This window comes from Rhodoferax sp. OV413 (genome assembly GCF_945881795.1).
In the GTDB taxonomy this organism is placed as follows: domain Bacteria; phylum Pseudomonadota; class Gammaproteobacteria; order Burkholderiales; family Burkholderiaceae_C; genus Allorhodoferax.
The window spans coordinates 1-18,924 of record NZ_CAMCVG010000017.1 but is presented as its reverse complement, the minus strand read 5'-3'; the positions used below and the strand labels follow the sequence as shown (position 1 = coordinate 18,924).

Below are 18,924 nucleotides of genomic sequence, written 5' to 3'. Positions count from 1 at the left end.
CCGGCGCACCTGTACCGCGCGCCGCAGTCGGAGATTGAAATGCCAAGCATGCAACGCATTCCCCTGAGTTTCGAATTTTTCCCGCCCAAAACCCCCGAGGGCGCCGACAAGCTGCGGCTGGTGCGGCAGCAGTTGTATGGCCTGAAGCCTGAGTTTTGCTCGGTCACCTTCGGTGCCGGCGGCTCGACACAAGAAGGCACCTTCAACACGGTGCGCGACATTCTGGCCGAGGGCGTGAGCGCGGCTTCGCACTTTTCGTGTGTTGGCGCGACCAAAGACACCGTGCGCGCTCAGCTGGCCACCCTGAGGAGCATGGGCGTGCGCCGGCTGGTGGCGCTTCGGGGCGATTTGCCCAGCGGTTACGGCGCTGGCGGTGAGTTTCATTACGCCAGTGATCTGGTGGCGTTTATCCGTGCTGAGACCGGCGATGACTTTCACCTCGAGGTGGCTGCATACCCCGAGGTGCACCCGCAGGCCAAATCGCCTGCCAGCGATCTCCAGGCTTTTGCTGCCAAGGTGCAGGCCGGGGCCAATTCGGCCATCACCCAGTACTTTTACAACTCCGACGCTTATTTCCGCTTCCTGGAAGAATCCGAAAAGTTGGGCATTACCGTGCCGGTAGTTCCGGGCATCATGCCCATTACCAGCTCCACCCAGCTGATGCGCTTCTCGGATGCCTGTGGCGCCGAAATCCCCCGATGGATCCGCCTGCGCCTGCAGAGCTATGGCGACGATGTGGCCTCCATCAAGGCCTTTGGACTGGAAGTGGTTACCGACCTGTGCGAGCAGCTGCGCGCCGGCGGTGCACCGGCCTTGCACTTCTACACCATGAACCAGAGCGCTCCCACATTGGCGCTGTGCGACAACCTGGGCCTGGGTATTTAGGTCCCAGCCCGCCTGCGACTAGCCGCCGGCGTCGAGGGTAGAGGTCGCGTTGGAGTCCTGCCCGAGGATGGCGGCCATCTGCGCAAGCGCGTCTTTGAGCGCAGCTTTCAGCGTGTGTGGCGGGTTGATCAAGAACATGCCGCTGGCAGGCAGACCGGGGCGCACCACCTCGCCCTGCGCGTCCTGGGTGAGCTTGCTCGACTTGACGGTCAAGGTTGCGTGTAGCCATGCTTTGCCGGCCTTGTTGGCCATGGTCTTGAGCTTCTTGGGCAAATCATGTGCCTCGGGGCGCGGAATGATGGGGTACCACACCGCGTAGGTGCCGGTTGCAAACCGCTGCATAGCGTCTGCCACCATGGCGACCACGCGCTGGTAGTCGTTCTTGACTTCGTAGCTGGGGTCGCACAGCACGAGCGCCCGGCGCGAAGGCGGCGGCAGGAACTTTTTAAGTCCCTCAAATCCATCCTCCCTCAGCACAGCGACCTGCCGCCCTGCGTCCAATTGCGCAATGTTGGCCATCAGCGTCTTGGTGTCGGTGGGGTGCAACTCAAACAGCTTGAGCTTGTCCCGATCGCGCAACAGGTTTTGGATGATGAAGGGCGAGCCCGGGTACACCGACCAGTGGTTGCCTGCATTGAAGCCGGCGACCATATCAATGTAGTCCTGCAAAGCGGGGGCAAAGGGCATGGCGGGTTTATGGGCCACCAGTTTCAAAAAGCCTTCAGCCGCCTCTTCGCTGGTCTTGGCAAAGTCGCCATCAAGCCGGTACAAGCCGGCGCCGGCGTGGGTGTCAAAGACGTTGAGTGCGGTCTCTTTTTGCGTCATGTGACGCAACACAGCCAGCAAGGTGGTGTGTTTGAGTACGTCGGCGTGGTTGCCGGCGTGAAAGGCGTGGCGGTAACTGAACATTCCCAATGATACCTACCGCCGGCCTGCAGGCTGCGCCATTGGGTGGCAGTATTTGGCGAACTGGCGCTCTCTTTGTATAATCGCGGGCTTCGCAGCGCTTTTGTGGCTCCGCGGCGAAGATACGCTTGGCAATGCTTTATCACTTTGCGCGGCGTATTCCCCACCTAAGAGATTCCCATCAGAGGAACGCCGACCGTGGAAAAGAGCCCTCCCAAACCTTCTTTTTAAAGAGAAAACTCATGTCTACATTCAGCGCAAAACCCGCTGAGGTCGTGCACGAGTGGTTTGTGGTTGACGCGACCAATAAGGTCCTCGGACGAGTAGCCAGCGAAGTTGCTCTCCGTTTGCGCGGCAAACACAAGGCCATTTACACGCCTCACGTTGATACCGGTGACTTCATCGTCGTCATCAACGCAGCACAACTCAAAGTGACTGGCACCAAGTCCCTCGACAAGGTGTACTACCGCCATTCCGGTTACCCCGGCGGTATCACAGCCACGAACTTCCGCGACATGCAATCCAAGCATCCCGGCCGCGCTTTGGAAAAAGCCGTCAAGGGCATGCTGCCCAAGGGTCCCCTGGGCTACGCCATGATCAAGAAGCTCAAGGTCTATGGCGGTGCAGAGCACCCCCACACCGCCCAGCAACCCAAAGTGTTGGACATTTAAGGAGCTCCCATGATTGGTGAATGGAACAATGGCACCGGCCGTCGCAAATCCAGCGTCGCCCGCGTGTTTCTGAAAAAAGGCACTGGCAAGATCACCGTGAACGGTAAAGACATCGAAAACTTCTTCGGTCGTCAAACCTCCATCATGATCTGCAAGCAACCCCTCATGCTGACCAACCACGCTGAATCGTTTGACATCATGGTCAACGTTGCAGGCGGCGGTGAGTCCGGCCAGGCGGGCGCAACCCGTCACGGCATTACCCGTGCATTGATCGATTACGACGCGAGCCTCAAGCCCGCCCTGAGCCAAGCCGGCTTCGTAACCCGCGATGCGCGTGAAGTGGAACGTAAGAAGGTCGGCTTCCACGGCGCTCGCCGTCGCAAGCAGTTCTCCAAGCGCTAATCACGCGGCAACAGGTGTTGCCTCCAGCAGCCGCCCGAGTGCAGACTCCGGCGGCTGTTTTTTTGGGCTGATAGACTTCGCGCTCCATGAGATTTCGACTGATTCGCCGCCGGCTTACTATCAGTGCCCCGCAAATGCTGGTGCGCAGCGCCCTGCCTTGGCCCTTGCGTTGGGCAATGCTGGCAATCGTGATCGGGTTTTGTGCGGCCATCGGTCTGTGGGCCTTTGAGTTTGGGCGCGATATTGCCGGTTTAGAGCGCGGCGGCAGGGATGAGTTGCTCCAACTGCGTCAGCAGGCAGCCGAACTCAAGGTCCAGATGCAGACCTTGAAGTCGGAGCGGGACAAGGCGCAGTCTATTTCCAACATTGCAGACACGCTGGTGACCGCCGAAAAAGCGTCGCACGACAAGCTGGTGGCCCAGGTCAAGCAGCTTGAAGCCGAAAACCTGGCCCTTCGGGATGACCTCGGATTTTTTGAGAGGCTGATTCCCGCCGGCGCGTCCGAGGGGCTGGCCATTCGCGGACTGCAGGCGGAGATGAGTGCCCCGTCCACATTGAAGTGGCAGGCGCTGGTGATGCAGGCGGGCCGCTACACCAACGAGTTCTCCGGGCGACTGGAGATAACCCTTGTGGGCCTGTCAAATGGCAAAAACTGGACCGTCTCGTTACCCGAGGGATCCTTGCCGATTAAATTCAAGCAATACGGCCGGATAGAGGGCGTATTTCAATTGCCCGCCCAGACGGTTGTGAAGAGCGTTTCCGCACGTGTGATGGACGGTCCGACCGTCCGAGCGACCCAAACCATCAAGCTGTAGCCCAAAAAAGAGGTACCTCATGTTTAATAAAAGCAAGCAGCCGCCCATCAAGAGCCTGATTGCCGATGGAACCCAGATTCAGGGGAACATCACCTTTTCTGAGGGCCTGCGGGTGGATGGCTCCATCGTTGGAGACGTAGTGGCCAGCGAAGGGGTGGCCAGCATCCTGGTGATTTCGGACTCCGCCCACATCACCGGCGGTGTGGTGGCGGACCACATCATCGTCAATGGCACAGTGATCGGGCCGATTTGCGCGCACCGCATGTTAGAGCTGCAACCTAAGGCGCGCATTGAAGGTGACGTGGACTACGCGGCCCTGGAGATGCACCAAGGCGCGCTCATCACCGGCCAACTGCGCCCTATGCTCGGCGACGAAGGTAAACCCACACTCAAACTAGCGGCGAATAACGAGTAGCCTGAATTCCCGAGCGGTTTGCTGTACTATTCCCCGCTTGTCGCAACTGATTGGAGTCGCCATGAGCGCCCTTGCTGAAACTATTCCCACCGAAATGCCCGAGGCCATTGTCTTTACCGACAGCGCGGCCGCCAAAGTGGCAGACCTGATTGCTGAAGAAGGCAACCCCGATTTGAAGCTCCGTGTGTTCGTGCAGGGTGGGGGGTGCTCCGGATTCCAGTACGGCTTTACCTTCGATGAAATCACGAACGAAGACGACACAACCATGACCAAGAACGGCGTGTCGCTGTTGATTGATGCGATGAGTTACCAGTATCTGGTGGGCGCCAAGATCGACTACAAGGAAGACCTGCAAGGTGCCCAGTTTGTGATCAATAACCCGAATGCCACCACGACCTGTGGCTGTGGTTCGTCTTTTTCGACCTGATGCCGAGCCCTGCCTCAGGCAGGGTACACAGCACCGAGTATGCGGGCGCCTAGTGCGCCCGTAACTTTTGGCAGGCTCGAGGTGAGGCCCCGCACGCATTGCCGCGCCAGCCAGGCAAAGGCCGCAGCCTCCACCTGCAAAGGCGGCAGTCCCCTGTGGCTGGAACTCTGAACAGACCAGCCCGGCAGATGGTGCTGCAGGCGCTGCATCAGGTGCAGGTTGTAGGCGCCGCCGCCGCAGACTGCCAGCGTTGCGCTCAGCTGCATGGAGTCTTGCAGGGCGTGTGCGCAAGCGAGGGCGGTGAACTCGGCCAAAGTCGCTTGCACATCAGCCGGATCGGTCGCCGTCCGGGCGCCAAGGCAAGCCTCCAGCCAACCCGCGTTGAACAAGTCGCGCCCGGTGCTCTTGGGTGGAGGCCGCTGCAAGAAAGGCTCTGCCAACATCGCAGACAGCAAGTCCGGCTGCACGGTGCCGCTGGCAGCCCAGGCGCCGGCATCGTCAAAAGCCTGCCCTGTGTGCTGCTGGCACCAGGCATCCATAAGCGCGTTACCCGGACCGCAGTCAAAGCCCAGGACCGGAGTCTGTGCATCAAGGTTCAAGAGCGTGAGGTTGGAGATGCCCCCTATGTTGAGCACCGCAAGACGCTCACCGCCGGGGCTGAAAAATGCCTGATGAAACGGAGGTACCAGCGGCGCACCTTGACCGCCTGCGGCCATGTCGCGGCTGCGGAAGTCCGCCACCACAGCGATGCCGGTGAGTTCTGCCAGCAGGGCCGGCTGGTTGAGCTGCGTGGTGTAGCCGGTGCCGTCAAACTCGCCGGGGCGGTGGCGCACGGTTTGGCCGTGCGCACCAATGGCCCGCACCTGCTCCGCCGCGAGCCCGCTTTTGTCCAGGAGCGTTGACACGACGTCGGCATACAGGCGCGCTAGCGCGTTGGAGGCCAGCGCCCCGCGATGGATTTCGTTGGATCCAGGGGTGTTGAGCGACAGAAATTCCGACTTCAGGCCTTCGTTAAAGGGGGCTGCGTGGTGCGCGATGACCCTGATGCGGTCGCCCGAAAAGTCCGCCAGAACGCCGTCCACTCCATCCAGCGAGGTGCCGGACATCAGGCCGATGAAGAGATCCGTCACCAGCGGCAAGCGGCTTATTCGGCGGTGCCTGGCCGGAGCTGAGCAGCGGTGGCCAGCTGAGCGCGAACACCTTGTGCGGCTTTATCAAACACCGGTCTGGCGGCAACCGAGATGGGGGTAGCCTCGCTCTGGCGCGCAATGGTCAGCGGGTCGCGGTGCATGCCATTGACGCGGAATTCAAAATGCAGGTGCGGCCCGGTCGCCCAGCCCGTTGCGCCCACCGCGCCCAGGTGTTGACCCTGCGCGATGGACTGTCCTTTTTTGACGCTGATGCGGCTCAGGTGAGCGTACACCGTCATTTGGTTGTTGCGGTGTTTGATCATCACCACATTGCCAAAGCCGTTTTGCACTCCCGCAAAGTCCACCACCCCATCGCCCACAGCGCGTACCGGGGTGCCGGTGCTAGCCGCGTAGTCCACGCCCAGGTGGGCGCGCCAGGTTTGCAGGATCGGATGAAAACGCATTTTGAAGCCGCTGCTGACGCGGGAAAACTCCAGCGGGGAGGCAAGAAATGCGCGACGGAGGCTCTCGCCCGCGAGGTTGTAGTAACCGCCTTTGCCTTCGGGCAGAGGGTCTTTGAACCACATGGCCTGAAAGGACTTGCCTGCGTTCACGAACTCGGCGCTCAGCACGCGGCCGCTGCGCAGCGGCTCGCCGTCCGCCTCCAGTGTTTCGTAAACGACAGAGAAGCGGTCACCCTTGCGCAGCGCGCGGTGGAAGTCAATGTCACCCGAAAAAACCTCGGCAATTTGGGTTGCCACGGCGTCGGGCAGGTTGGCGTCGTCGGTGGCGGCAAACAAAGAGGTGTTGATGATGCCGCTGGCCAGACGCGTATTGGCGACGAGGGGTAGCGTTTCCAGCCGCGACTGGAAGCCACCCGCGGTTCTTTCAATGGTCAGGCGCTTGAAGTTGCCGTCGTCCGTGTGACTCCAGCGGGCGCTGAGTTTTTCGAGACCCTGTTGCTCGTTCACCTCTGCACTCACGCCGCGGCCCACACGACCCAGCAAGGCGGTCTGGGCCTGTTTGTCAGAACGCAAAAAAGCAGCCGCTTGCGGGTCAAAGATGCCCAGGCGCTTCAAAAGCGTGTCTGCAGTGTCGGTTGAGCGGACGTTGTCCGAGCGGTACAGGCGCATGGCGGCCTCGCGCACTGCCTCGTTGCGGTCGGTGCTCACTTGGGTGTTCACTATCTCTACCACGGTGCGTACCGGCAGGTCGGAAGCATCGGGGGCGAAGCTTGCCACCGCAAAGGTGCCGCCTGCGCCACCCACCAGCAGGGCGGCAATCACCGCGGTGATGCGTTGGGGGTACTGCTGCACGAACTGCGCGGCGCGCGCAAGGTACAGGTCAACAGACTCGTTCAGTCCAAGCTTCAAATCAGAGACTCCGGAATGGGGAACGCGGCCCGACTAAAATCCAGCCGCTGGCAACGCAGGCGTTGCTGTTGGGAGCCGGCAGTATAGCCGCCGCTCCGGTACCAGCTCCAAAAAAACCATATGAATCAAGCCTCCAGCCCCCCCATCGTAGTAACTGACCGCGTGCGCGAGGCCCTGGCCGTGACACTGCGTGGTGTCGAAGAGCTGCTTCCGCAAGACGAATGGGTCAAGAAACTCGCTCGGTCGGAGGCCACCGGTACACCGCTGCGCATCAAGCTGGGGCTGGACCCGACCGCGCCGGACATCCACATTGGCCACACCGTGGTGCTCAACAAGATGCGGCAGCTCCAAGACCTGGGCCATACGGTCATCTTTTTGATTGGCGACTTCACCAGCATGATCGGCGACCCGTCCGGCCGCAACAGCACCCGTCCGCCGCTGACAGCTGAACAAATCAAGGTCAACGCTGAGACGTATTACCGCCAGGCCAGCCTGGTGCTGGACCCCGCCAAGACCGAGATCCGCTACAACAGCGAGTGGAGTGATCCATTGGGTGCGCGCGGCATGATCCATCTGGCCAGCCGCTACACCGTGGCCCGCATGATGGAGCGCAATGACTTTCACGACCGATTCAAGGCCGGTACACCCATTGCGGTGCATGAGTTTCTATATCCACTGATGCAGGGCTACGACTCGGTAGCGCTGGAGAGTGATCTCGAGCTGGGCGGCACCGACCAGAAATTCAACCTGCTCATGGGCCGCACCCTGCAGGCCGAGTACGGCCAGGAGCCTCAATGCATTCTGACCATGCCGCTGCTCGAGGGGCTGGACGGCGTCGAGAAAATGTCCAAGAGCAAGAACAACTACATCGGCATCAGCGAAGACCCCAACACCATGTTTGCCAAGGTGTTGTCCATCTCGGATGTATTGATGTGGAAGTGGTACACGCTGCTGAGCTTCAAGAGCGAGACCGATATTGCCGCGCTGAAGGCCGAAGTCGAAGCCGGGCGCAACCCCAAAGACGCCAAGGTGGCACTGGCCAAAGAGATCACCGCGCGCTTTCACAGCGCAGCGGAGGCGGATGCGGCGGAGCAGGACTTCATCAACCGCAGCAAGGGCGGCATTCCCGACGAGATTGACGAAATCATCCTGCCGCTGGGCGAGGGCGGCTCGGCCCTTGGCATCGGCGCTTTGCTCAAGTCGGCGGGTCTTGCTGCTTCGAGCGGCGAGGGCAACCGGCTGATTGACGGCGGCGGCGTGCGGGTGGATAGCAATGTGGTGAGCGACAAGGGCCTGAAGCTCGGCGCCGGCACCTATGTGCTGCAGGTGGGCAAGCGCAAGTTCGCCCGCGTCACCCTTTCATAAGCCAGGTCGTGCTGGCACTGGTTCAGCGCGCTCTCCGCGCGCAGGTGGTGGTGGACGGATTGACGGTCGGCAAGATTGATCAAGGCCTGCTAGTGCTGATCTGCGCCGAGCAGGGCGACAGTGAGGCGCAGGGCGACAAGCTCCTGGCCAAACTGCTCAAGCTGCGTATCTTTAGTGACACGGACGGCAAGATGAACCGCTGTGTGCAGGATCTGGATGGCGCGGGCCTGCACGGCGGCCTGCTGATCGTGAGTCAATTCACTCTGGCTGCCGACACCTCCAGCGGAAACCGGCCCAGCTTCAAGGGCGCCGCTGCCCCCGAGGAGGGCCGGCGGCTCTATGACCACTTTGTGGCCCAGGCTCGCGCCGCACATACCATCGTGCAGACCGGCATTTTTGCGGCAGACATGCAGGTGGAGCTGGTCAACGACGGGCCGGTAACGATTCCGGTGCGGGTGGCGCCAAATACCTGATTGCTGCGGGTTCTGCGTGCTACTGATTTTGTAGCTGCTTGCGCATATCGGGCGGGCCCTGGCGGGCAAAAAGGCTTGAAATGTGGGGAGTTGCCTCCACTCCGGAGCATCCGCCCATCCAGCCACAAGGGTCTCAACCCCCGGCCCCCATGAATTCAATACGGGTTTTGGAACCCCAACCGCGCCAGGATCTCGCTCTCGCGCAGTTCCATTACCTCAGCGTCTTCATCCAACTCGTGATCCCAGCCCTGGGCGTGCAAGGTACCGTGGACGATCATGTGGGCGTAATGGGCCTCTAGCGTCTTCTTTTGCTCTTTGGCTTCTTGGGCAATCACCGGCGCGCACAGCACCAGGTCGGCGGTAACCGGCTCTTGCGAATAGTCAAAGGTCAGCACGTTGGTCGCGTAGTCCTTCTGGCGGTAATCGCGGTTCAGGGCTTGGCCCTCTTCGGCATCCACGATGCGCACCGTGATTTCGCCGTCCACCTCCAGCGTGTTGCGAACCCAGCGGATGACTTTGTGGCGCTTGAGGGCGTCGCGATGCTGGTTGGCGTCCTTTATCTTGCCGAATTGCAGGGAGAGGCTAAGTTCTGGAAGCATAGGGTTCTATGGTGGCAAACGGGTTTAGCCGCGGCGCGGCGTGCGGGTTTTGGGAAGCGCCACACGCGGCAGCTCCGGCTCGGGCTCAGGCAGCGCGAGCGCGTTCGAGCCGGGTAGCAGGTCTTCGAGGCGGGCTTCCTCGTAGGCATCTACGATGCGGGCGACCAGCGGGTGGCGCACGATGTCGGTGCTGGTCAGGCGGGTGATGGCAATGCCCGGCGTGCGGCGCAAAACCCGCTCTGCCTCCACCAGCCCGCTCATCTGCGCTTTGGGCAGGTCGATCTGGGTCAGGTCGCCGGTAATCACCGTCTTGGTGCCAAAGCCTACGCGCGTCAAAAACATTTTCATCTGCTCGGGCGTCGTGTTTTGCGCCTCGTCGAGAATGACAAAAGCGTTGTTCAGCGTGCGCCCGCGCATAAAAGCCAGCGGCGCAATCTCCAGCTGCTGTCGCTCAAAGGCCTTGTGCACCTGCTCGTAGCCCATCAGGTCGTAGAGCGCGTCGTACAGGGGGCGCAAGTAAGGGTCGACTTTCTGGTTCAGGTCGCCGGGCAGAAAGCCCAAGCGCTCGCCGGCTTCCACGGCCGGACGCGTCAGCACAATGCGCTGCACCGAACTGCGCTGCAACGCATCCACCGCAGCCGCCACGGCCAGGTAGGTCTTGCCGGTTCCGGCCGGACCGATGCCAAAGGTAATGTCGAACTCGGCAATATTGTCCAGATACAGCGCCTGGTTCTGGCTTCGAGGCTTGAGGTCTGCGCGACGGGTCGAGAGGCTGGGGCCGTCCTCACTGTTCGTGCCACCATCGCCGCTGAGCATGAGCTGCACGGTGGATGCGGCGATAGGCCGCCCTGCAATTTCGTACATGGCTTGCAGCATCCCGAGCGCGCGCTGGGCCTGCGCCTTGGCGCCTTCCACCTTAAATTGTTCATGCCGGTGGGCAATGCGGACCTCCAAAGCCCGCTCCATGGTGCGCAGGTGTTCGTCCGTCGGGCCGCAGACATTAGAGAGGCGCGTATTGTTCAGCGGCGTGAAGGTGTGTTTAAGAATCAAGCTGATAATTCCTCGCAGTGTTCCCCATGATAGGCAATAAATGATCGGCAAACTCACAGGCATCGTCAGCGATAAAAACCCGCCGCAAGTCATCATCGACTGCGGTGGCGTGGGCTACGAGGTGCAGGTGCCTATGAGCACTTTTTACAACCTGCCGGCTGACGGTCACAAGGTCACACTGCTCACCCAGTTTGTGGTGCGCGAAGACGCCCAAATTTTGTACGGCTTTGCCACCAGCGCCGAGCGCGAGGCCTTCCGGGAGCTGGTCAAGATTTCCGGCGTCGGGCCGCGTACTGCGCTCTCGGTGCTCTCGGGCATGGATGTGGGCGACCTGGCCCAAGCTATTACTTTGCAGGAATCGGGCCGATTGATGAAGGTGCCGGGCATCGGCAAAAAGACCGCCGAGCGGCTGCTGCTCGAGCTCAAAGGCCGGCTGGGCGCTGATATCGGTGCGCCCATGGGTGCGGTCGGCGACGCGCAGTCCGATATCTTGCAGGCCCTGCTGGCTCTGGGTTACAGCGACAAAGAGGCCGCCGTGTCCCTCAAAGCACTTCCCAAGGACGTGGGCGTGAGCGAAGGAATCAAGCTCGCCCTCAAGGCCTTGGCGAAGTAGTCCTGCCCCCGGGCGCTTGATTTATTGCGCATCGCGCACAGTGCGGCCGTTGGCGGGCTGCACCGGGCGGGCATTGTTGGGGTAGAGCTGGGTAAACAGGCGCATCTGATTGCGGCTCATGCTCATAGGCTGCTTGAGAACCATCCACAGCACACCTTCCGAGCACGGCGGCGTGGTCAGCGAGCCCATGAACTGATAGTAGCGCTGGTCGGAGGGCAGTAACTCATTCATATTGAGCAACTCACGGGGCATGCGCACCCGGTCGCCGGAATCCAGTGGCATATAGGTCCAGACCTTGTCAATCAGCTGGTTGGCACTCCCCACATCCAGTAGCACGGCCACTACGGCGAGTTGGCCCTCATCGCTCTTGTGCACCAGGTGCGCCACCATGGGGAAACGGCGAAAGTTAATGGCTTCTTCCGAGGGCGTATGAAAGTGGAATTGCACCAGCCGGTAGCGTGAGCTGCGCACGGTGATGCTGTTGTCGCCCTGCACGTCGACCTGAATGGTGTGGCCGTTGTTGATGACCGTGCCATTGCTTGGTGTGTAGTTGAACTGCACCGCCTCGGCTGGCCCCTGCAGGGTGTTGGTTTCTTCGATGTTGATGGGCGACTGGCGCTTGCCGGAGCCGCACAGGCTGAATTCGGGTTTGAGCTTGCCCCAGGCCGCCGGACCGTTCTCGCCCTCGTAGGCCCAGTGCGCGTCTCCCTCGTGGCTGTGTGTGTTGGTGAGGGCGCTGCCGGCCGCGGCCACCTGCGCGTTGCCCTGGCCGGCCAGCGCAGCGGCGCGCGCCTGAATGTACTGGCGGCTGCTCTGGCTGGGGGTCTTGGCGCGGCCGGCCGCAGCTGGCTCCGCCTTCCCGCCGGTGACATTGATGGTGAGTTTTTTCTTGGCGGTCACTTCTTTGCCCAGCGCGTCGCGCAGCTGGTCCCCCACCTCCTTGGGGTTGGATGCGCTGGTCGCCGTAATCTCGCCCGGTATGTCGCGCTTGCCGGTTTTGGTGCTGGTTTTGGCAGCCGGCTCGGCATCCTTGCCCCAGACGGGCGTGCCGCAAAGCGCCGCCAGAACCAAAGCGCTCAGCGTCAAGGCACTCAGCGCGCGCAAAGAAGGGCGACGCAGGCAGGGCGCGGAGGGAATAGGCGGATGGGGCATGGAGCGTGCGGCCTTTCAAGCAAGCGCAAATGCAGGCTGCAGATGCGAAGGTCCGGCAGGCCACAGGGCGCGCCAGAAGGGGTTGAGGTGCTTATCGGCAGTTTCCCGAGGTCTCTTTAATAGAGGGGGCTGCGGGGTATAGTGGCGTCCCGTGAGCATTCAGACCGACGATTTCGCTGTTCCCCCGCCGCCTGCGCCGCGCATGGTGTCAGCTGCGCCTGTTTCCAACAGCGAAGAAGCCATTGAGCGCGCCCTGCGCCCCAAGCTGCTGGATGACTATGTGGGCCAGGCCAAGGTGCGCGAGCAACTGGAAATCTTCATCGGCGCTGCCAAAAAGCGCGACGAGGCGCTGGACCATGTGCTGCTCTTCGGCCCGCCGGGGCTGGGCAAAACGACACTGAGCCACATCATCGCCCACGAGCTGGGCGTGAACCTGCGCCAGACCAGTGGCCCCGTGCTGGAAAAACCCAAAGACCTGGCAGCGCTGCTGACCAACCTCGAGAAGAACGACGTTCTCTTCATCGACGAAATTCACCGGCTCTCGGCGGTGGTGGAAGAAATCCTCTACCCCGCGCTAGAGGACTACAAGATCGACATCATGATCGGCGAGGGGCCGGCGGCGCGCTCCATCAAGCTCGATCTGCAGCCCTTCACGCTGGTGGGCGCCACGACCCGCGCCGGCATGCTGACCAACCCGCTGCGCGACCGCTTCGGCATCGTTGCGAGGCTCGAGTTTTATACCAACGAGGAGCTGGCCCGCATTGTTAAGCGCAGCGCCGGCCTCCTGGGCGTGCCTATGGATGAAGACGGCGGCTTTGAGATCGCCCGCCGCTCCCGCGGCACGCCGCGCATTGCCAACCGGCTGCTGCGCCGGGTGCGCGACTTTGCAGAAGTCAAGGGTGACGGCAAGATCACGCTGGATATTGCCAACCGCGCGTTGGCCATGCTGGATGTGGACCCGCAAGGCTTCGATTTGATGGACCGCAAGCTGCTGGAGGCCGTGATTCACCGCTTCGATGGCGGCCCCGTGGGGCTGGACAACATTGCCGCCAGCATCGGCGAGGAGCGCGAAACCATCGAAGACGTCATTGAGCCCTACCTTATCCAGCAGGGCTACCTGCAGCGCACCCCGCGCGGCCGCATCGCCACGCTCGCGGCCTACCGCCATCTTGGGGTGACGGCGCCTGCCGGGCCGGTGGTGGATTTGTTGGGTGATTAGCCCTCAGGGTTAACCCTTGAGTCGCTGCGCGTGTCCTGATTCCCGCGATTTCTGACGTAGCATCGACAGTCTTTACTCAGGAAGGTAAACGCGTGGATTGCATTTTGGAGACCCGAGACCTCACCAAGGAATTCAAGGGCTTTGTGGCCGTTGACAAGGTCAATTTACGTGTCAAACGTGGATCAATCCACGCCCTGATCGGCCCCAACGGTGCCGGTAAGACCACCTGCTTTAACCTGCTGACCAAGTTCCTGACGCCCACCTCGGGCTCCATCGTGTTTGACGGCCAGGACATTACCCTGGAAAAACCGGCGCAGATTGCGCGTCGTGGGGTGATCCGGTCGTTTCAGATCTCCGCAGTGTTTCCCCACCTCAGCGTGCTCGAGAACGTGCGGGTGGCCTTGCAGCGCGAGATGGGCTCGTCATTCCATTTCTGGCGCTCCGAGCGCACCCTCCAGCGTCTTGATGCGCGCGCCTTGGAGTTGCTCGATTCGGTGGATCTGCTGCAGTTTGCCTCTTTGCCGGCCGTCGAGCTGAGCTACGGGCGCAAGCGCGCCTTGGAGATTGCCACCACCTTGGCCATGGACCCGAAACTCATGCTGCTTGATGAGCCGACCCAGGGCATGGGGCTGGAAGACGTCGATCGCATCCGCCAGCTCATCAAAAAAGTAGCCGCCAGCCGCACCGTGCTGATGGTGGAACACAACATGAGCGTGGTGGCCAGCATTGCTGACACCATCACGGTGTTGCAGCGGGGCGCCACTCTGGCAGAGGGCTCTTACGCTGAGGTGTCGAAGAACCCTTCGGTGGTGGAGGCCTACATGGGCAGTGCCAACGTCGAATTGAAGGGAGCCCACTGACATGGCCGCCTTTCTCGAAGTCAAAGACCTGCATGGCTGGTACGGTGAGTCCCACGTGTTGCACGGGGTCAATTTCTCGGTGGAAGAAGGTGAGGTTGTCACCCTTCTGGGCCGCAACGGCGCGGGACGGACCAGCACCCTGCGCGCCATCATGGGCCTGATTGGTAGCCGCAAGGGCTCCGTTTGTGTGCGCGGCACCGAGACGGTTGCGATGGCGACCCACCAAATCGCGCGGCTGGGCATTGGCTACTGCCCGGAAGAGCGGGGTATTTTCTCCAGCCTGTCCACCGAAGAAAACCTGATGCTGCCTCCCACACTGGCAGCCGATGGCATGGGCGTGGACGAGATCTACCGCATGTTTCCCAACCTGAAGGAGCGCGCGAAGAGCCAAGGCACACGCCTCTCCGGAGGTGAGCAGCAAATGCTGGCCGTAGCCCGTATTCTGCGCACGGGGGCCAAGCTGCTCTTGCTGGACGAAATCTCCGAGGGCCTCGCCCCGGTCATCGTGCAAAAACTCTCGGAGATGGTGCTGAACCTGCGCAAAAAGGGCTACACCATTGTCATGGTCGAGCAGAACTTCGTATTTGCCGCTCCCCTGGCCGACCGCTTCCTGGTGATGGAGCACGGCGAGGTGATTCAGCAATTTACGCAGGCCGAGTTGCCCGAGCGGCGTGCCAGCCTGCACGAATACTTGGGCGTTTGACGCGCCCGTCTTTTCGTTTTTCTATTCCCTATTTTCAACAGGAGACTATTATGAAATTGAAAAAAATGACCATTGCCTTCGGCATGGCGGCAGCCGCCATGTTCGGCTCCAGCGCGCAGGCACAGGTGTCGGGCGATGTGGTGCGCATCGGTTTCATTACCGACCTGTCCGGTCTTTATGCCGACATTGACGGCCCTGCCGGTGCCGAAGCGATTCGCATGGCAATTGCTGACCTGGGCGGCTCGGTGGCGGGCAAGAAGATTGAGCTGATCGTGGCCGATCACCAGAACAAGCCTGACGTGGCTGCTGCCAAGGCGCGTGAGTGGTTTGACACCCAGGGCGTCGATATGTTGATCGGCGGCACCAATTCCGGCACCGCATTGGCCATGTCCAAAGTGGCTCTGGAAAAGAAGAAACTGTTTGTCGCCATCGGTGCGGGCACCTCGGCCCTGACCAATGAGCAATGCTCGCCGTACACCGTGCACTATGCCTACGACACCCTGGCGCTTGCCAAGGGCACCGGCGGCGCAGTGGTGAAGGCAGGGGGCAAGAGCTGGTACTTCCTGACCGCGGACTATGCGTTTGGTCAGGCTCTGCAAAACGACACCACCAGCGTGGTGCGGGCTGCGGGCGGTTCGGTGGTGGGCGCAGTGCGTCACCCGCTGTCGGCCAGCGATTTCTCGTCCTTCCTCTTGCAGGCTCAGGGCAGCAAGGCCCAGATTTTGGGTCTGGCCAACGCGGGCGGTGACACCATCAACTCCATCAAGGCCGCCAACGAGTTCGGAATTACCAGCACCATGAAGATGGCCGGATTGCTGGTGTTTATCAACGACATCCACTCCCTCGGCCTGAAAGCTACCCAGGGCATGTACCTCACCGACAGCTGGTACTGGAACAAAGACGCGGAAACCCGCGCATGGAGCCGCAAGTTCTTCGAGAAGATCAAGCGCATGCCTTCTTCCATTCAAGCTGCCAACTACTCCGCAGCCAGCCAGTTCATTCAGGCTGTGAAAGCCACCGGCAGCGATGACTCCGACAAGGTGTTGGCCCAGATGAAGAAAACCAAGATCAACGACGTGTTTGCCAAGGGTGGCTACATCCGTGACGACGGTCGCATGGTGCACGACATGTACCTGATGCAAGTGAAGTCACCTGACAAGTCGGTCGAGCCTTGGGATTACTACAACGTGGTGGAAACCATCAAGGGCGAGGCCGCATTTGCGACCAAAGCCGAATCCAAGTGCGCGGCCTGGACCAAGTAACTTGTAATTTGACAGCGCGCACATGGACATTTTCGGTATCCCCATACAGGCCTTTCTCGGTCAGCTCCTTCTGGGGCTGGTGAATGGCTCTTTTTACGCCATGCTCAGCCTGGGGCTGGCGGTGATCTTCGGCCTGTTAGGGATTGTGAATTTCGCCCATGGCGCGCTGTACATGATGGGAGCTTATGTGGCCTTTGTGGCCCTGGACAGCTTCGGCATCAATTACTGGGCGGTGCTGTTGATTGCTCCCCTGGTGGTTGGAGCGGTTGGTGTGGTGATTGAGCGTACCCTGCTCAAGCACCTCTACAAGATCGATCCGATTTACGGCTTGCTGTTGACCTTCGGTTTGGCGCTGATTGCCGAAGGTGTGTTGCGCGAGCAGTTCGGTGTGTCCGGGCAGTCGTACCCGGTGCCCGAGATGCTGCAGGGCGCCACCAATTTGGGCTTCATGATTCTGCCCAACTACCGCGCCTGGGTCGTGGTGTTCTCCTTGACCGTTTGTCTGGGTACCTGGTATCTGATTGAGCGCACGCGTTTGGGTGCTTATCTGCGAGCCGGCACCGAGAACCCTGCTTTGGTGCAGGCTTTTGGCATCAATGTGCCGCTCATGGTCATGCTCACCTACGGTGCGGGTTGCGGGCTGGCGGCCCTGGCTGGGGTGCTGGCTGCGCCGGTGATTCAGATCACCCCGCTCATGGGCAGTAACCTGATCATCGTGGTGTTTGCCGTGGTGGTGATTGGCGGCATGGGGTCTATTTTGGGCTCCATCCTGACCGGTGTTGCCCTCGGTCTGGTGGAAGGCCTCACCAAAGTGTTTTATCCCGAAGCGTCGAGCATCGTGGTCTTCGTCATCATGGCCATCATGCTGATGATCCGCCCCGCCGGGCTGTTCGGGAGGGAGTCGTGATGTCTGTTTCGAATTCTGAGCTGTCGCCGGCAGTGCGCACTGAGAAATGGGCGCGCATCGCCCTGTGGGTCGGGCTGGCCCTGCTGGTGCTGGCACCGTTTCTGGGCCTCTATCCCATCTTCATGATGAAGGCCCTGTGCTATGCGATCTTTGCATGCGCGTTTAACCTGTTGCTCGGCTACACGGGCCTGCTGTCCTTCGGTCACGCAGCCTACCTGGGCCTTGCGGCCTACACCACCGGATGGTTGGTGCGGTCTGCGGGCTGGTCGTCCGAGCTGGGGGTTTTGGCGGGCACTTTGATGGCGGCTCTGTGCGGCTTGGTGATTGGCCTGATTGCCATTCGCCGCCAGGGTATCTACTTCGCCATGGTTACGCTGGCCATGGCCCAGATGGTGTATTTCGTGTTTTTGCAGGCCCCCTTCACCGGGGGAGAAGACGGCTTGCAAGGAGTGCCGCGCGGCATGCTGCTCGGCTTTCTGCCGCTGGACAATGACATGACGTTGTATTTCCTGGTGCTGGCCATTTTTGTGGCGGTTTTCCTCGGCATCATCCGCATCGTGCACTCCCCCTACGGGCAGGTGCTGAAAGCCATTCGTGAAAACGAGCCACGCGCCATTTCCCTGGGATATGACGTGGACCGCTACAAGCTGCTGGCCTTCGTGCTGTCTACCGCGATTGCCGGGCTCGCAGGCTCCCTCAAGACCATGGTGCTGGGGTTTGTGACATTGAACGACGCGCATTGGTCGCTCTCCGGCGAGGTGGTGCTGATGACCTTGCTCGGCGGCATGGGCACTTTCGCCGGACCTGTTATCGGCGCATTCACCATCATCGGGCTACAAAACTTCCTCGCCGATCAGGTGGGCGCGTGGATCAACGTGATCATCGGCGTCACTTTTGTGATTTGTGTTGTCGCCTTCCGCCGCGGGTTTGTGGGCGAGCTCAAAGCCTGGTTGCTGCGCAAATCCAAAACTTGAAGTGCTGCGTTGTTCACCTGGCGCTGCGTTCGGGCAGCGCGTGGTGGACGATGAGCAGCTGGGCAGTGAAGTAAGTCACCAGAATCCACCAGTTTGCCAGCGGCAGCGGTGTCAGGAACTGGTTCACCGCTATCAGGGTGTCGCTGGCCATAAAAATGCATGCGCCAACCGCCACCCAGCGCCCACCCGTCTGGGCCAAAGCCTGTGCGCGGCCCACCGCTTGGGCCACCATCAGGCAAATCACCACGATATACGCCGCTACGGCGACTTGAAGCCCCGCATCGGGCAAGTGACTCCAGAGCAGGGCGTATACCGCCACACCTAAGGCCAGCACCAGCCGGAGCGCGCGGCGGTTGGCGAACCAGGGCGAATCCTGGCGGAACAGGGCGATGTAGAAAACATGCGCCACCAAAAACGCAGCCAGGCCGGGGATGAAGTAGTCACCGGGAAGCATCAGGAAGACATCCCCCACCAGCGAAAACGCCAGCGCCGCCAGCAACAAAGCCGTGTTTTTGATGTGTTTTTGGCCGTTTGCGCCCATGGGATATGCGCGTGTAGCTATGAAAAGCATAGCGGCAACTATGACCAGAGGCTTGGCCAGCAGATGGCCGGGCAGCAGATCTACCGCGCTCAGGCTGGCCCAGGCGGCGGCTTCTACCGCCAGCACCTCCAGCGCGTGCAGGCCCTGCTGCATGAAGCGGCCCAGGGCCCAGACCGCGGCAA

General features: G+C 61.1%; 22 protein-coding genes. 15 read left to right on the top strand and 7 right to left on the bottom strand.

Going from position 1 to position 18,924, the window contains the following annotated elements; translation table 11 throughout:
• Positions 1-39 precede the first annotated feature (39 nt).
• Positions 40-885, top strand: coding sequence for a methylenetetrahydrofolate reductase [NAD(P)H] (gene metF, locus Q0O05_RS03925; protein ID WP_293660588.1), 846 nt, complete (start codon positions 40-42; stop codon positions 883-885).
• Between the two features lie 18 nt (positions 886-903).
• Here metF and rlmJ read toward each other — a convergent pair whose 3' ends face one another.
• Positions 904-1,794, bottom strand: a complete 891-nt coding sequence (gene rlmJ / locus Q0O05_RS03920; protein WP_293660587.1) for a 23S rRNA (adenine(2030)-N(6))-methyltransferase RlmJ — start codon at positions 1,792-1,794, stop codon at positions 904-906.
• Positions 1,795-2,033: 239 nt separating this feature from the next.
• On the opposite strand from rlmJ, the gene rplM reads away from it, so the two are divergent.
• The 5 genes from rplM (at position 2,034) to erpA (ending at position 4,521) form a co-directional block, all read left to right on the top strand.
• Positions 2,034-2,462 carry a 50S ribosomal protein L13 gene (gene rplM, locus Q0O05_RS03915; protein WP_293660586.1) on the top strand — a complete coding sequence of 143 codons (429 nt, stop codon included), beginning with the start codon at positions 2,034-2,036 and terminating at the stop codon, positions 2,460-2,462.
• A 9-nt stretch (positions 2,463-2,471) separates the two neighbouring features.
• A complete protein-coding gene (rpsI, locus tag Q0O05_RS03910; RefSeq protein WP_138517015.1) occupies positions 2,472-2,864 on the top strand; it encodes a 30S ribosomal protein S9 in 393 nt (130 codons plus the stop codon).
• 86 nt (positions 2,865-2,950) lie between these two features.
• Entirely contained in the window at positions 2,951-3,679 is a 729-nt protein-coding gene (locus tag Q0O05_RS03905; protein ID WP_293660585.1) for a DUF6776 family protein, read from the top strand.
• Between the two features lie 19 nt (positions 3,680-3,698).
• On the top strand, positions 3,699-4,094 hold the full coding sequence (locus Q0O05_RS03900) for a polymer-forming cytoskeletal protein (RefSeq protein ID WP_293660584.1): 396 nt from the start codon (positions 3,699-3,701) through the stop codon (positions 4,092-4,094).
• A 61-nt stretch (positions 4,095-4,155) separates the two neighbouring features.
• The gene (gene erpA, locus Q0O05_RS03895; protein WP_293660583.1) at positions 4,156-4,521 is read left to right on the top strand and encodes an iron-sulfur cluster insertion protein ErpA; all 366 of its coding nucleotides are present in this window, start codon (positions 4,156-4,158) and stop codon (positions 4,519-4,521) included.
• Between the two features lie 14 nt (positions 4,522-4,535).
• Here erpA and Q0O05_RS03890 read toward each other — a convergent pair whose 3' ends face one another.
• A complete protein-coding gene (locus Q0O05_RS03890; protein WP_293660599.1) occupies positions 4,536-5,654 on the bottom strand; it encodes an anhydro-N-acetylmuramic acid kinase in 1,119 nt (372 codons plus the stop codon).
• An 11-nt stretch (positions 5,655-5,665) separates the two neighbouring features.
• Positions 5,666-7,024 (bottom strand): M23 family metallopeptidase, encoded by a 1,359-nt coding sequence (locus Q0O05_RS03885; RefSeq protein ID WP_293660582.1) that lies wholly within the window; start codon positions 7,022-7,024, stop codon positions 5,666-5,668.
• Between the two features lie 120 nt (positions 7,025-7,144).
• Here Q0O05_RS03885 and tyrS point away from each other — a divergent pair, with 120 nt between their 5' ends.
• Together tyrS and dtd are read left to right on the top strand one after the other, a co-directional pair.
• Positions 7,145-8,389: a tyrosine--tRNA ligase gene (gene tyrS / locus Q0O05_RS03880; RefSeq protein ID WP_293660581.1), complete on the top strand. Its 1,245-nt coding sequence runs from the start codon at positions 7,145-7,147 to the stop codon at positions 8,387-8,389.
• Between the two features lie 8 nt (positions 8,390-8,397).
• Positions 8,398-8,862, top strand: coding sequence for a D-aminoacyl-tRNA deacylase (gene dtd, locus Q0O05_RS03875; RefSeq protein WP_293660580.1), 465 nt, complete (start codon positions 8,398-8,400; stop codon positions 8,860-8,862).
• A gap of 155 nt (positions 8,863-9,017) precedes the next feature.
• On the opposite strand, the gene ybeY is transcribed toward dtd, so the two are convergent.
• On the bottom strand, positions 9,018-9,461 hold the full coding sequence (gene ybeY / locus Q0O05_RS03870; protein WP_293660579.1) for an rRNA maturation RNase YbeY: 444 nt from the start codon (positions 9,459-9,461) through the stop codon (positions 9,018-9,020).
• A 24-nt stretch (positions 9,462-9,485) separates the two neighbouring features.
• The gene (locus Q0O05_RS03865; protein WP_293660578.1) at positions 9,486-10,511 is read right to left on the bottom strand and encodes a PhoH family protein; all 1,026 of its coding nucleotides are present in this window, start codon (positions 10,509-10,511) and stop codon (positions 9,486-9,488) included.
• A 40-nt stretch (positions 10,512-10,551) separates the two neighbouring features.
• Here Q0O05_RS03865 and ruvA point away from each other — a divergent pair, with 40 nt between their 5' ends.
• Positions 10,552-11,124, top strand: a complete 573-nt coding sequence (gene ruvA / locus Q0O05_RS03860; protein WP_293660577.1) for a Holliday junction branch migration protein RuvA — start codon at positions 10,552-10,554, stop codon at positions 11,122-11,124.
• A 21-nt stretch (positions 11,125-11,145) separates the two neighbouring features.
• Here the strand turns inward: ruvA and Q0O05_RS03855 are convergent, their stop codons facing one another.
• Positions 11,146-12,276, bottom strand: a complete 1,131-nt coding sequence (locus tag Q0O05_RS03855) for a carbonic anhydrase family protein (RefSeq protein ID WP_293660576.1) — start codon at positions 12,274-12,276, stop codon at positions 11,146-11,148.
• 151 nt (positions 12,277-12,427) lie between these two features.
• Here Q0O05_RS03855 and ruvB point away from each other — a divergent pair, with 151 nt between their 5' ends.
• The 6 genes from ruvB (at position 12,428) to Q0O05_RS03825 (ending at position 18,201) form a co-directional block, all read left to right on the top strand.
• The gene (gene ruvB / locus Q0O05_RS03850; protein ID WP_293660575.1) at positions 12,428-13,495 is read left to right on the top strand and encodes a Holliday junction branch migration DNA helicase RuvB; all 1,068 of its coding nucleotides are present in this window, start codon (positions 12,428-12,430) and stop codon (positions 13,493-13,495) included.
• Between the two features lie 92 nt (positions 13,496-13,587).
• Entirely contained in the window at positions 13,588-14,355 is a 768-nt protein-coding gene (locus Q0O05_RS03845) for an ABC transporter ATP-binding protein (protein ID WP_293660574.1), read from the top strand.
• Between the two features lies 1 nt (position 14,356).
• Positions 14,357-15,058 (top strand): ABC transporter ATP-binding protein, encoded by a 702-nt coding sequence (locus tag Q0O05_RS03840; protein ID WP_293660573.1) that lies wholly within the window; start codon positions 14,357-14,359, stop codon positions 15,056-15,058.
• Positions 15,059-15,108: 50 nt separating this feature from the next.
• Positions 15,109-16,320 carry an ABC transporter substrate-binding protein gene (locus Q0O05_RS03835; RefSeq protein ID WP_293660572.1) on the top strand — a complete coding sequence of 404 codons (1,212 nt, stop codon included), beginning with the start codon at positions 15,109-15,111 and terminating at the stop codon, positions 16,318-16,320.
• A gap of 22 nt (positions 16,321-16,342) precedes the next feature.
• The gene (locus Q0O05_RS03830) at positions 16,343-17,227 is read left to right on the top strand and encodes a branched-chain amino acid ABC transporter permease (RefSeq protein ID WP_293660571.1); all 885 of its coding nucleotides are present in this window, start codon (positions 16,343-16,345) and stop codon (positions 17,225-17,227) included.
• Positions 17,227-18,201, top strand: a complete 975-nt coding sequence (locus Q0O05_RS03825; protein ID WP_293660570.1) for a branched-chain amino acid ABC transporter permease — start codon at positions 17,227-17,229, stop codon at positions 18,199-18,201. Before Q0O05_RS03830 ends, Q0O05_RS03825 begins: the two co-directional genes overlap by 1 nt.
• 13 nt (positions 18,202-18,214) lie before the next feature.
• Here the strand turns inward: Q0O05_RS03825 and Q0O05_RS03820 are convergent.
• Positions 18,215-18,924: lysoplasmalogenase (locus Q0O05_RS03820; protein ID WP_293660569.1), on the bottom strand; the 710-nt coding region annotated here is incomplete at its 5' end.